At 45.8% G+C, this 13,817-nt stretch carries 9 protein-coding genes and 1 pseudogene; 7 read left to right on the forward strand and 3 right to left on the reverse strand.

The features are described 5' to 3' along the window. Nucleotides 1–430: 430 nt before the first annotated feature. Entirely contained in the window at nucleotides 431–3,028 is a 2,598-nt protein-coding gene (locus AB4405_RS20755; protein WP_372062660.1) for a hypothetical protein, read from the forward strand. Between the two features lie 473 nt (nucleotides 3,029–3,501). Here AB4405_RS20755 and AB4405_RS20760 read toward each other — a convergent pair whose 3' ends face one another. From AB4405_RS20760 to AB4405_RS20770, 3 genes are all read right to left on the reverse strand, one after another. After that, on the reverse strand, nucleotides 3,502–4,434 hold the full coding sequence (locus tag AB4405_RS20760; protein WP_372062661.1) for a LysR family transcriptional regulator: 933 nt from the start codon (nucleotides 4,432–4,434) through the stop codon (nucleotides 3,502–3,504). 28 nt (nucleotides 4,435–4,462) lie between these two features. Next, nucleotides 4,463–4,945 (reverse strand): GNAT family N-acetyltransferase, encoded by a 483-nt coding sequence (locus AB4405_RS20765; RefSeq protein WP_102469086.1) that lies wholly within the window; start codon nucleotides 4,943–4,945, stop codon nucleotides 4,463–4,465. 242 nt (nucleotides 4,946–5,187) lie between these two features. Then, complete coding sequence (locus AB4405_RS20770; RefSeq protein WP_372062662.1) at nucleotides 5,188–6,099, reverse strand: LysR substrate-binding domain-containing protein; 912 nt, start codon at nucleotides 6,097–6,099, stop codon at nucleotides 5,188–5,190. 157 nt (nucleotides 6,100–6,256) lie between these two features. On the opposite strand from AB4405_RS20770, the gene AB4405_RS20775 reads away from it, so the two are divergent. The 6 genes and pseudogenes from AB4405_RS20775 to AB4405_RS20800 all read left to right on the forward strand — a co-directional run bounded on the left by AB4405_RS20775 (nucleotide 6,257) and on the right by AB4405_RS20800 (nucleotide 13,789). After that, nucleotides 6,257–6,652 (forward strand): RidA family protein, encoded by a 396-nt coding sequence (locus AB4405_RS20775; protein WP_102469084.1) that lies wholly within the window; start codon nucleotides 6,257–6,259, stop codon nucleotides 6,650–6,652. A gap of 154 nt (nucleotides 6,653–6,806) precedes the next feature. Next, a complete protein-coding gene (locus AB4405_RS20780) occupies nucleotides 6,807–8,267 on the forward strand; it encodes an aldehyde dehydrogenase family protein (protein ID WP_372062663.1) in 1,461 nt (486 codons plus the stop codon). 161 nt (nucleotides 8,268–8,428) lie between these two features. Next, the gene (locus tag AB4405_RS20785) at nucleotides 8,429–9,418 is read left to right on the forward strand and encodes a membrane dipeptidase (protein WP_372062664.1); all 990 of its coding nucleotides are present in this window, start codon (nucleotides 8,429–8,431) and stop codon (nucleotides 9,416–9,418) included. Between the two features lie 249 nt (nucleotides 9,419–9,667). Further along, nucleotides 9,668–11,167 (forward strand): annotated as a pseudogene (locus tag AB4405_RS20790) (BCCT family transporter); the annotation flags it as partial. Nucleotides 11,168–11,309: 142 nt separating this feature from the next. Beyond that, complete coding sequence (locus tag AB4405_RS20795) at nucleotides 11,310–13,061, forward strand: hypothetical protein (protein WP_372062665.1); 1,752 nt, start codon at nucleotides 11,310–11,312, stop codon at nucleotides 13,059–13,061. Then, the gene (locus AB4405_RS20800) at nucleotides 13,058–13,789 is read left to right on the forward strand and encodes a DUF3726 domain-containing protein (protein ID WP_372062666.1); all 732 of its coding nucleotides are present in this window, start codon (nucleotides 13,058–13,060) and stop codon (nucleotides 13,787–13,789) included. Before AB4405_RS20795 ends, AB4405_RS20800 begins: the two co-directional genes overlap by 4 nt. Nucleotides 13,790–13,817: the final 28 nt, after the last annotated feature.

The following is a 13,817-nucleotide window of genomic DNA, read 5'->3' on the forward strand; positions in this document are numbered from 1 at the left end:
TGATTTAGGAAACAAAGCCCACTCGTCATGGCATATACTTACCTATCTATAAGAAGAATGGAGTTCTTTGATTTTCTCTAATAAAGAGCCAAGGCTATTTTTGATAATATAAGACATTGTGGTTTCTTCTATGTCTCACTTCTCGTAACAACCAACTAACTACCATATAAAAAACCCACATCTATTAATCATAATTAATTAGAAGACTCGGCAACAAAACAAAGGAAACCGTAATAAGCAATATATTATTTTAATTATTTTTCACTCACGAGATATACAACACAAAATCGCACAAAACCGTATAAAATCATGCATATGACATACATCAATCATAGATATTTAATATGTAGTTATTTATAGTTTTGCCGCAAGTCTGGCTTATATAAACACTTGCTTACAATTATAATTAATGAAAAACAGGATGTTAAACATGACCAATATCTGGTTGTCTAAAAAAACATTGCTGGCAACAGCAATTTCTACAGTGGTACTAAGTGGATGTGGTGGGGATTCTTCCGAGACTTCATCATTGCCTAACAGTGGTTCGTTTACCGTCACCGCAATTGACGGTTATTTACAAAATGCGATTGTCAGTGTGGACACTGATAATAATGGTATTTGTGATTTAGTACTGATAAATCAAACTGACTTAAACGGTCAATTAAACATAGACAGCAAATACCAAGAAAATCAAATTTGTGTCAGCGCTGTGATGAACCAGACTATTGATTCATCTCGTGGCCCTGTTGCTAAGGCATTTGATTTAAAGGCTCCGCAAGGTTCGACTGTAATTACGCCTTTAACTGACCTCGTGGTTCAAAAAGTACAAGCGGGTACACCCCTTGACGAGGCGAAACTGCAAGTTGTCGCAAGCCTCACGGATGCAGGCTTGGTTGTTTCAGCTGAAGATGTCTTCGGTGACTATGTGAAACAAAGTAACAAACACCTTGAAGTTATCGGCGAAACTCTCGTTGATCACGCGCAAGGTGATAATGGCTTAGATATAGCGAAAGAAGTCGCTGGTTCCATCAAAGATAAAACATCCGATGAGCTTACTGATTACCAACCGAATATCGATTCTGACGGTCAAGGTACCATTATTGTTACCCCGAACCATCGACCAAATAACCTTAAAGAACTATCGAATGTGGCAATTGAACTCGGTCAAATGACCAATTCAATTGATCTCACGACTTGGTTCAATGATAAAGATGGCGATCAAATTACCTATAGTATTCAATCCAATGATCAGGGTCCTGTATTAAGCATCATCGGAGATGGTAGTAGTATAATATCCACAGAAGCGACGGTTGCCGGTACCTTTACGTACTTTGTATTTGCAACCGATATTCATGGCGCTAAATCGCGCCCAGCTAAACTAATTTTAACCGTGACATCTCCTGATCTTCCACCAACAGTAAACGATGACGCTCAATTAGCATTGCAGAAGATATTCGATACTAATGAATTGATGCAGGGTATTGAGTTTGATACGAGCTTCACCGTTGACACCCTATTTAACGATGATGGCGAGAGTGACGTTACCCTGTCAGCAAGAACCAATGCACCAGGGCTTATTGTCACCGTTCATCCCGGAGAGCAACGAATTACGCTGGCTGGGACACCAAGTAAAGCAGGCGCATACACCGTATCAATATCTGCAAAAGATGCCATAAACGCCGATATAGCAGAAGCCGTGTTCAATATCATCGTCGCCGAATCTAATATTGAAGTCCCCCATATATTAGAAGGACAAGTACTATACAAAATTGAAACTGATGAGTTCTATAAAGAGGTTTACTGTCAATCCATTAAACTGGAAGACGGTAAAATATGGTTTATTGACGACAGTGAAGCCACTCAACCTATCGACCCATTAAGCGCCTGTGCCGAACCTAGCATTGAAATTGGTCAATACACGACCGATGGTGAGACAATTTCCGGCACTTATATTAACGATGACAGCGCCACCTCAACACTAAGCATTAAAGCCGATCTAGTCGATGAGCAATCGGACGATAGTTCGTTATCATCCCGTTATGTTGTCAGTGTCAGCGATACTTCTGCTACCACTACCGAGCGTTCAAATGATATCTGGTATACGTCTAAATCAGACGCAGAGAAATACTTGGACTCAAAAGGCAATAATCAAGATTTCGTTTATTACTACCCAATGAAGAATGGTGGGTACAACATTGGGAAGGTGGGGATAGAGCTACAATCTGATGATGCTGACTTATATTTCGAAAGTGGTACCGTTAATTGGACATGTAATGACGTATTAAGCACCTTTAAAACCTTTGCTTTATACAATGGTAATAAAGAGTTAGTTGCCAAATCAACGGAATGCTACGACATCAACTCAACACCATACCCAACAGAAAAAGCGGGCGATGTAGGTATTGATTTTGATTTTAACACCCCCCTCAACAAGGATGAACGTTACACTATTGCGGCGGTCCGTACAGACAGCACCTCAACGATTAGCTTCGGGGCTTCAATGCTATACACTGACAATTCCCTCAGTGCATGTTCGACAGGCGATAGCGGTTGGAATGACAATTTAGACCAGCCTGAATCCCTCCATACAGAAAACAGTTACATCAATGCTCTCGAAAGCTGTGGGCAGAGCGCTAATAGTTTAAGTATTGCGGATTTGTTCTCGGAGCAAAACCGCACCGTTAAGCTGCGTCGTATCGACCAAAACCCTAAAGAAACGGAATATATGCAGCTGTACCAAGAAGCCTATCAAGGTGACAATATGTACCTAGCGCTAGATGATGGCACCATTCGTACAAGTTGGTCACATAATGCCTCTTACGGTACGCTAGAATACTCGGTAGTCGAAGATACATTTGAGTTTGACGAAAGGTTAGCGATTACTGCCTATGACCCAGTTACAGGACTTGTTGCACTTAAAGGCTTCACTAAAATGACCGACTGGGACGACCTTGGTTTAGGTACGAAAGCTCAAGGTTACGGTAGTGTGTTCTCTGGTGTTTATGAAGTGACATTTAACAACCATTAAACCGGTTATTGGTTAATTGGTTAATTGGTTAATTACGGCAGAAAAGAATATTGTTCTTCTGTTCTGCCGTATTTCCCCGCCAAACATTATCGACGGTAGCTACAACAAAAAATACTCACACAGTCTCTCTTCAATCCCAAAGAAACCAACCACGATGACAAAAAGGATCGCCAGTACCGAGACTAGAGTGTAAAGAACCTTATCATTGGGAACGCTATTAAGGGCTCGATATGTCAACCACGTCATGTTAGTCACTTCATTTGAAATTCATCGTGACCAAATAATACCAGCGGTATATGACAATGTGGTTGATGGTTACTGCTGATGTTTATTTTTGGAAAGCAGCTATCATTACGTGACATTTCGTTCGGCCACCAACTGTGAGGTTGCTCTCATCAAAGTCAAGCAACCTAGATTTCATCCGTCCAATCCAAAGGAATCTAAGCCATGCTCAATCTATTCAGTCATCATTCTTAATCGAGCTTGATTAACTCTTTCCCGAGTTGTTGTGTTTGCTTTAAGTGCTGCTGCAATAACATAAAACATTGGTCTCTGAACCATCGATGCGCAGGGTCGCTTTGATATTTGCTGTGCCAGAGTAAATAGTAGTGATGTTTTGGTTGCGGTAGTGGCAACGTCTTAACAACGATGGAATGTGATTGAGCAAGCGAGCCCGCAATATGAAGTGGCGCAGTAACAAAAGCTTGTGATTGCACCACCAATTCACACGCTGATAAGAGCGATGGTGTTTTGGCGAGCACTCGTCGCTCTTGCTCATGCAGATCAAACTGCTCACTCACGTATTGCCTCATTTCTTTCATCCCATGAACCAATACATGCTTTGCCAAAAAGTAGATGTCTTGCGTGAGATCAGCATGAGCCAACGGATGGTCCTTCGACATGATGACCACATAATCATCCTCAATCAATTTCTTGCCATGCACGTTATCAGGAAATTGATCGAGCGTGGTCGCCAATATATCAACGTCACCTTCATGCAACATTGTCAGATTTTGAGTTTGCCATAACTCACTATGAAAACTCGCTTCAGGGGCACTATCCATAATCGTACTGCAGATAAGGGGGACAATCGATTCAGAGAAAAACCCCGTGTAAGCCAGCGAAAACCTTCGTGAGCAATCACTTGGGACAAACTCAGAAGGATGATAAAGATCATCAATACTTTTAAGCAGCATTGGCAGTTGCTCGAGTAATCGCTCACCTTTGGCACTAATAACAAACTGCTTACCTTCACGAATCAATATCGGGTCGTTAAAAGCCGTACGAATCTGAGATAACGTTCGGCTCATTGCCGATTGTGTCACGTTTAATCGGCTTGCCGCCAACGTGAGGCTTCGCGTTTCCAGTAAGACCAATAAAGGCCGCAACAACTTATAGTTATTCATTATCTCTCCCGCGTGGCAGACTCGCGCCTTACAATGACTTTAACATCCATACATCACAGCCATTGTGGAGCGTGCCTTCTAACGGTTGGGGTAAATGTTCAAAACCCAAATTCTCATACAGTCGAACGGCAGACGTCATGTTTGATAAGGTATCTAAATAGCAGCGCTTAAAGCCCGCCTGTTGTGCATACTCTAAACACGCATTCGCTAAACGTTTTCCTAATCCTAAACCGCGGGTTTCTTTTAACAAGAACAGCTTCTTTAACTCACACGTATTATCATCGACGCCAAATGGAGCAAGGCCACATCCCCCCACCACTTTTCCGTCCAACAATGCGACCAAATAAAGGCTGCGATTGTGCTGAGTGTAATGCTGACTCATACACTCAACCTCAGGATCAGAGGGACCAAACCCTTCCCCTACCGCGCCATATTCCAATCCAACCGATTTAATCACATCACATAACTTCGCATCATATTGCGCTTCGACTTTTACAATACTCATCTTCATCTTGCGTCTCCTTTAAGTGCCTCATCTATCTTACTTATGAAAAATAGCCTAGCGATGAAGGGCAACCTTAACCACAAGCGCGAACGGTCAACGACATCGACGACTCTTGGTTCTTCATTGTGTTTATTTACGTATTCTTCATCGCGTTGGAGACACTATAACGTCCTCAAGCGTTGATTAAAAATCACGTTAAGTGATAGCTTGCATGATTTTTTATCATTTTAGTTTAGATGTTGTCATGTTTAGCCACTGCCATGCTTTGAGTGCTCCTTTTCAGGTTGGTAGTTCAGATATTGTACGCACAAATCATAAAATGCTTGAGCTTGAGGAGAAATCGTCCGGTCAGCCAAACGAAAAATGCCAATTTGACGCTTAAGCGGCGGGTCAACCAATGGAATCCAGATCAATCGAGTTTCGTTGGTAGGAAAGGCCAATTTCGGTAACGTTGTGACCCCAATCCCCAACTCTAAGACAGAAAACAAAGAGGTGATATTTTCAACGGAATACAGCGCTTGTTCACTCAGCGCTCTTGCAGGCGTGGCATCTAACAACGTACACGTCCCATTGCGGATGAAAGGTTGTTCTAGCAATGTCTGCCATTCAATACCCTCTGGGTTAGCGGCGAGAGGATTGTCTTTTAGACAGACGACCCCTATTTGGTCTGAAATCAAAGGGGTAAAATCAATCGACTCTTGCTCTAGATTCGAAGCGTTGGCAAGGGCGAGATCGACTTCACCGGATAATAACCTCGCCTCCACGCCCGCCGCGTTATCATCAATTAAACTGACTTCGACGTGAGGATACTGCTCACAAAATGCCCCCAGCACGCTGGGGATTAACTTAGCAGCCACCGAAGGGACACTGGCAATTCTTACTCTTCCTTGCTGACCAGCGGCGGCGGCGCGGAGATCATTGTCCAACGCACTATAGACATTAAGAAATTTCCGTATCTTAGGTAAGCAGATTTCACCGAATGGCGTTAGGGTCGATTTATTACCGGATTCAAACAAAGGCTGCCCTAAAATTTTCTCCAATTCTTTAACCGATGTCGACAGCCCAGCTTGCGAACGATTCGCTCGATGAGAAGCGGCTCTAAACCCGCCTTCTTCGACCACCATCACAAAATGACTCAATTGTTGGAGCTTAATACGCATGGGATCAGTTCCTAGTCAGCCCTTTATTCACCTTGCTCAGCGCATGGTGATAAGTTTTTATTATCAAATGCACGATATTTACCGTTAGATTTATCATATATCAAAGGGCAGTATTTAACCATCTTGAAACATAGCCGTTACAAAGTAGGATTTATACGTGGACATTCAAACAAAGAAACAGCCTGTAAAAACTGCACTTTTTGCCTCAAAAGCCCCCCTAGAATGGGCAGTAGTCAACAACGGCACTCTCTATACTGCTCAGATCCCAATTGATGCAACAGGCGCGGTTGTCGAAGGTGGTATCGAAGCACAAACTCGCCAAACCTTTGCCAATCTCGCACATACTTTAGAGTGCGCAGGCGAATCCTTAGATTCTGTTTTGCAGGTACTTATTTATGTTACTGACCGCGACTACCTAAAAACGGTTAATGCTGTGTATGCAGAGCAATTTACCGCGCCATACCCGAACCGAGCCGCCATTGTTGTGGCTGGGCTAGCACGAGAAGAAATGCTGGTTGAGTTTGTGGTTTACGCCGCTGTCTCTGAAGGCTAGCACTCGAGCCCTTTATGGTTCGAATGCTTTTAAGACACTATTTATAAGGTAAGTCGCACTCCACTATTGATGTTTATGGCGGCTTTTCTTCATTACTTTCAACATTAACGACTGTTGCCAGACTCATAGGCAACCAACTCGTGATAAGGACTCCATGATGACTCAACATACGCTTCCTACAGAAAACGCACTCTACATTGCTGGAGAATGGCAGTCAGGGATCAGCACCGTCGCCAATATTAACCCATCGGATATTACTGAAAACTTGGGGCAGTTTGCTCAAGCCAGCGAAGCACAGGTTGAGCAAGCCATTTCTGCGGCAAAACAAGCGCAACCAGAATGGGAAAAAACACCTATTGAACGTAAGCAAGCCGTATTGCAAGCGATTGGCGACGAGTTAATTGCTCGTTGCGATGAGCTCGGTACGCTACTTTCAAAAGAAGAAGGTAAGCCCTTCATGGAAGGTCGTGGCGAGATCTATCGTGCGGGCCAATTCTTTCAATATTTTGCAGCCGAAGTGCTCAGACAAATTGGCGACAGCGCCGATTCAGTCCGCCCGGGCGTTTCTGTCGAAGTCACGCGTGAAGCCGTCGGCGTTATCGCAATTATTTCACCTTGGAACTTCCCTACTGCGACGGCGGCTTGGAAGATTGCACCAGCCCTTGCCTTTGGTAACAGTGTCATTTGGAAACCGGCGAACCTCACCCCTGCGAGCGCAGTAGCGTTGACAGAGATCATCCACGGCCAAGGCATCCCTGCGGGCACCTTTAACCTGGTATTGGGTAGTGGCTCTCAAGTCGGTAATACCCTCATAAACTCCCCCCGTATCAATGGCGTAAGCTTTACTGGCTCAGTAGATACCGGTCGTAAAGTAGCGGCAGCCACCGCGCCAAACTTTGTCCGTTGTCAGCTAGAGATGGGCAGTAAGAATGCGCTTGTCATTGCCGATGATGCTGATATTCAAATTGCAGTAGAAGCCACCATCGCAGGGTCATTCTCTGGTGCAGGTCAAAAATGTACGGCCTCATCGCGCTTAGTGGTCATGGATGGTATCCACGACGCCTATGTCGACGCGCTCATTAAACGAATGGGCGAACTCAAAGTCGGCCACGCCCTTGAAGAAGGCGTATTCATGGGACCCGTCGTAGCCGGCAACCAATTAGACGCTAACTTCTCTTGGATTGACAAAGCACGTGACTGCGGCGCTGAACTGGCCTTTGGCGGGGAGCGTTTAAATCTAGAACATGAAGGGCACTACATGTCTCCCACCTTGTTCTTAAACACTAAAAATAGCTGGGAAGTCAACCAAGAAGAAGTCTTCGCACCAATGGCAAGTGTGATAAGAGTAGCCGATCTCGATGAAGCCATTGCGACGACAAATGATACTCGCTTCGGCCTTACTGGCGGCATTATCACACAAAGCCTACGCAGCAGTGCATTGTTCAAGCAACAAGCTCAAACCGGTTGTGTCATGGTGAATTTGCCAACCGCAGGTACCGATTATCACGTCCCATTTGGTGGTCGAAAAGAATCCAGTTTTGGGCCGCGTGAACAAGGCCAATACGCCAAAGAGTTCTATACCGTCGTCAAAACCGCCTATCAACGCCCTTACTAGGGTTCTACGTACAGAGCCTTGTTAGACAAGGCTCTTACCTCTTGGTGCGCCGCATTAACACACCAATAAAAATGAGTGCTAAGAGACTATAAAAAAAACTGGCGCTAAGAAAAAACCACGACAGAAAGTCGACGATGAATCAGTAAGAGTGAGGAATGGCTATGTACCAACAACGGATTGTTATTGATGGATTGCAGTACTGCAATTGGGATCGTGAGTATTTTCAAACGCTGCAAAGCAGTGGTATCACAGCGGTTCACGCCACCATGGTCTATCACGAAAATGCCCGTGAAACATTGACTCGCTTTGCTGAATGGAATTTACGATTTGAGCAAAATGCGGATCTCATCATGCCCGTGCATTCGATGGCCGATATTGAGTTGGCAAAAGCACAAGGAAAAGTGGGCATCTTCTTCGGTGCACAAAATTGCTCCCCAATTGAAGATGAAATCGGCCTAATCGAAGTCATGCGTCAGCAAGGCTTACTTATTATGCAGCTGACTTACAACAACCAAAGCCTATTGGCGACGGGCTGCTATGAGAGTCACGACAGTGGTGTGACACGCTTTGGTAAACAAGCTATCGAAGAAATGAATCGTGTCGGCATGATCGTTGATATGTCGCATAGCGCCGAGCGTTCAACACTAGAAGCCATTGACCTCTCTTCTCGACCAATTTGTATTAGCCATGCTAACCCAACTTTTGCCTTCGATGCGCTTCGCAACAAATCCAACGATGTTATCAAAGCACTCACCGCGCGTGGCGGTTTGATTGGGTTCAGTTTATACCCTTTCCACCTGCCTAATGGCTGCCAATGTTCACTGGATGATTTCTGCCACATGGTGGCCTCTACGGCCGACATGGTTGGTGTCGAACACTTAGGTATTGGCAGTGACCTATGCTTAAACCAGCCACAAGAAGTCTTAGAGTGGATGCGAAACGGTCGTTGGTCCAAAGCCATGGACTATGGCGAAGGGTCGGCGAGTAACTCAGGATGGCCTGACGCCCTGCCTTGGTTCTGTGGTAGCGCAGGTATGGAGAACATTTACAACGGATTAATACGCCATGGATTCAATGAGTCTGAGGCAGGAAAAATACTGGGTGAGAATTGGTTCAACTTCTTACAACAAGGATTAGAGCCTATTTCGTAAAGCCGTAGCCCAAACATGGAACAGCCCGCTCAATACAAAAACAACAGAGCTGGTGTTAAATACAACTCTTGTCGTGAGCCATCTCGGTCATTGCAAAGAAACCTCTGGAGTCAGAGTATGTCAAATCTAACCAACAACGTGAAAGCTTCAACGATCAAAGCTTCAAAGTTGCAGCCCGCAGAAATGTCTTCTGCCAGTGCATCAGGCGGTCCCTCAACGACCGATAGCAGCACAGGAAGCACATACGAAAACCTCGGGTTAAGCAATCCAGCGTTTTGGTACAGCGGTGGATTCATCGGGCTATTTGTCGCACTGGCCTTGTACGATGCAGAGCTATTGTCGACAATGGTTAACACCGGATTCGCATGGGCCGTTAATGTCTTTGGCCCATACTGGCAAATCTTGCTACTTCTGACTTTTCTTATTGGTCTTGCGCTTGCCGCAGGGCGAACAGGCAAAGTCATTCTTGGCGGCGTCACCACACCAGAGATGGATACCTTTCGCTGGGTCGCCATCATATTTTGTACCTTACTCGCCGGTGGTGGCGTATTTTGGGCCGCGGCAGAGCCTATCGCCCACTATGTCAGCCCTCCTCCTTTGTATGGCGCGCAAGAAAGTACTTACCAAGGTGCGGTGAATGCACTATCGCAGTCCTTTATGCACTGGGGATTCTTAGCTTGGGCAATCGTGGGGAGCTTAACCTCAATTGTTGTGATGCATCTTCATTACGATAAAGGTTTGCCTCTTAAACCTCGTATTCTGCTGTATCCAGTTTTAGGTGAGCGCGCGCTAAAGGGCCACACTGGTGCGCTGATTGATGCCTGCTGCATCATCGCAGTCGCGGCAGGAACGATTGGTCCCATCGGTTTCTTAGGCTTGCAGATCAGTTACGCACTCAATGCTCTGTTTGATATTCCCGATGGCTTCACTACCCAGCTTATTATTGTCAGTTTTGCCATTGTTTTATATACCTTGTCCGCGTTAAGTGGTCTGAATCGCGGCATGCAAATGCTCAGTCGCTATAACGTGATTCTAGCCGTTGCCCTGATGATCTACATTCTGATTTTCGGACCTACGGATTTCATCATTAACGGTTACATTCAAGGTGTGGGCAGCATGCTCGACAACTTCTTACCAATGGCGACCTATCGTGGTGATGAAGGGTGGCTAAGTTGGTGGACCGTGTTCTTCTGGGGTTGGTTCCTAGGGTATGGCCCTATGATGGCGATCTTCATTGCACGTATCTCTCGAGGTCGAAGCATTCGCCAACTAGTCTCTATCATCAGTATCGTCGCACCGCTTGTCACCTGTTTTTGGTTCACCATCGTGGGTGGCTCTGGTTTGGCATTTGAGATTGCCGATCCTGGTAGTGTCAGTAAGGCCTTTGAAGGATTCAACTTACCCGGCGCACTCCTTGCCATGACGCAACAGCTGCCGTTTCCAATGCTGACATCTATCTTATTTTTGATTCTCACTACGATCTTTATTGTGACGACTGGTGACTCGATGACCTACACCATCAGCGTGGTGATCAGTGGTGAAACCGAACCTAATGCCGTCATACGAACGTTTTGGGGTGTGATGATGGGGGTAACAGCATTAATTCTGATTTCCCTTGGTTCCGGCGGCATCTCCGCGTTGCAATCATTCATTGTTATCACAGCAGTCCCCGTTTCATTAATTCTGTTGCCGTCCCTATGGAATGCGCCACAGATTGCGATGAAGCTCGCCAAAGAACAAGGCTTATAACACCGGCATGAAAAGAGCCATACCGTCAAACAAATGAGCATACATTTGAGACGCGAAACATGCGCTTGAAACACGCACTTGAAACATAGGTAGGGCGAGGTCACTCGCCCTAACACGAACATCAACCAATACTATAATTAAAATGGTGGTGAGCAAAATGGATGCACATCCTTCAACTTACACGACTACCCTACACACCGCTCGCTCGGCTAACATCGTCATGGCGCCAGAAAGATTGGGTGCAATGCACCAAAATCGAATCAGCTTCGTTCGCACTATGATTCGAAAAATGGCTCAGCAACAATGGAAAGTATCCAAACACGATTGGCAACTTTCGCCTCAAGGCTTTGGTCACGTCATCTATAAACTGACAACGCCTAATCATTGCTATCACTTGGTCGTTTTTTGCGATGAGATTGCCGATGAAGATCGCAACGATCGCGTCATTGCCGAACGCTGGGATGTGACTTTTGCACTTATTTCAGGTGACGTTGACGTTCACTTACTTGAGCAGCTTCGCGCAAATGTCCCTTTACAAGAAGCCGGTCGAAACCCCAACAACGTTCTGGTATTGGCTCGTGCTAACAAAAGTGTTCGCGTGTTCGATCACATCGTGAGTCATTTGGCTCAAGGGAATCAGCCTTGCCCGCAAGAATTGGCGGAAGTGGGTTATATTCTTAGGACTACCGCAGTATATGGCAACGGTAAATTTGGTATTGCCGATTTTAAATTGCTTGAAAAAAACGCGGATTTTAGTCAATCGTTCAGTGCTCAAATGTGTGCGGTGTACCTGCTTCGTGAATTTAGTTTGGACTGGGTTAATTACCTCGCTAACCAACTGGGTGGACCCCGATCTGCTACCTTGCATCGAGAGCTGCAACGCTACCTAGGCGTCGGTAATGCAACAGGTCTCGGGATGGCCCCCTACTTGATAAACCACCCAACCATTGTTGACCGTTGGATGACCACTCGTGAACAGGCCTTGGCTGAGGTTTTACAAAGCCCAACCAGTAAAGAAAAGCTGGCTAGGTTACAACCGCTAATAGCCAAAGCAACATTGCACCTACAGCAAGTAGTGACCATCAATGACACACAGCGCCAATACAATAGTGAAGCTATTGAACACCTCAAACAATTTGATTGTCACCTCAATGCGTGGGTTGACCATCAAACGACATGGGCACAGCTGCTCAAACAGGCACCGCAAATAGCACTAGAGGCGGAAGAAGTGGTTTTGTCATGTTTGATGGAGATATACCCTGATCTTGTCGATGTCTATCAAGATAAAATGAATAGCGACGAAACCTTGTTTCTACCAAGTGGGAAAAAAGTGCAGGACCTATTAGCGACGCTCAATACCTCCTATCAATGGGCCATTAACGTTGATTTCAGTCAGCCAGAAAATCAATACTGGTTTTGGTATCGTTCACAAGACAAAGAAGAGCCAAGGTTAGGCATTCGTGGCGTAGAAAATGGAGAAGAGAAGGAGCTCCCTCTCGATATTGCCCGTCAGGTTAATCGCCTTTATCACGCCTTATGTGACCATCAACCAGACCTGTCCTTAGCGGAGTTTCTGGTGCTTCACCCCCAACACAGAGCCATTGCACGACGCGTTTGGACACTGGGTCATAAACAGATGGGTGATATTCAAATGAATGTCTTACATCGAGATGCACTTCCCATGCACTTGCTGCGCTGCAAGCTTGCCGTGTTTGGCGCGACTAAGTTTGATCCTCGCTCAGACCGTTGGGTGCGCGTCACCTTTTTTCAAGGCGCCCCACTGCTCGACGAAATTCACAATCAAACATATCAAGATGACTGGATATTTCCGTTACTGCCAAGCCATGAGCAACTGCAAGACAACGGATCGATACAAGGAGGAAATGCGCTATGATCGTCTCTCACAATGAACTTGTAGCCGCCGTCAACAAGGCGTTTCTCGGTATGCGCCGCTCATGTGGAGAGGCTGACGTCATCGCTAACATGGTCGCAGATTTACAGATGGTGGGATTACATGGTGTCCGCCACTTCAATAATGCGAGCGCCTATATTGATCATGACCAAGATTGCCCCGCGGATATCACGCAGATCGCACAAGGGCTCATCACCGCAGACTTGCACCGCTGCAGCGTAGCCTGCCACCTTCCCGTCATCATAGACTACGCGATTGAGAAAATGATTGGCTCGAAAACCATGAAAATAGAGCTAACGCACTGCCACAACCGCTGGCTGGCCTACAGCGAACTAGTCAAACTAGCCGCAAAAGGGATCGCGTGTTCGGCCAAATGGACCAATGGCAGCAGTCCTAAACATACCATGTACATCCTCAATCGAGGGTGTGTTGCCCCAGAATTGTTTTTATCCGATGTATTAGCCACCGATCTGCTCGATTGTCACAGCATGACCATCGAATTATCAGTGCAAGATTTTGATGTGCAGGCGTTATCAGACGGCTACAGCATTCATATCGACGCCAGCGAACTGTCTCAAGCGCAACACAATGCCTGGCACAACGGCATAACGGTAGACGATCAGGAGTGGCTGCAGTTAAAACAAACGGCCACGGCTATATTGGTGGAAAACAGTGAGCAATCGATAAAGGGCGCGGGTGAAGTCGCGTGATCTTAATAGTTCACAAGGTTACGCATTT

The organism is Vibrio sp. 10N.261.51.F12, assembly GCF_041471725.1.
Classification (GTDB): domain Bacteria; phylum Pseudomonadota; class Gammaproteobacteria; order Enterobacterales; family Vibrionaceae; genus Vibrio.

Coding starts and splice junctions, on each gene's coding strand:
- AB4405_RS20755 (WP_372062660.1), top strand. CDS start 431: ATGACCAATATCTGGTTGTCTAAAAAAACATTGCTGGCAACAGCAATT.
- AB4405_RS20760 (WP_372062661.1), bottom strand. CDS start 4,434: ATGAATAACTATAAGTTGTTGCGGCCTTTATTGGTCTTACTGGAAACG.
- AB4405_RS20765 (WP_102469086.1), bottom strand. CDS start 4,945: ATGAAGATGAGTATTGTAAAAGTCGAAGCGCAATATGATGCGAAGTTA.
- AB4405_RS20770 (WP_372062662.1), bottom strand. CDS start 6,099: ATGCGTATTAAGCTCCAACAATTGAGTCATTTTGTGATGGTGGTCGAA.
- AB4405_RS20780 (WP_372062663.1), top strand. CDS start 6,807: ATGATGACTCAACATACGCTTCCTACAGAAAACGCACTCTACATTGCT.
- AB4405_RS20785 (WP_372062664.1), top strand. CDS start 8,429: ATGTACCAACAACGGATTGTTATTGATGGATTGCAGTACTGCAATTGG.
- AB4405_RS20795 (WP_372062665.1), top strand. CDS start 11,310: ATGGTGGTGAGCAAAATGGATGCACATCCTTCAACTTACACGACTACC.
- AB4405_RS20800 (WP_372062666.1), top strand. CDS start 13,058: ATGATCGTCTCTCACAATGAACTTGTAGCCGCCGTCAACAAGGCGTTT.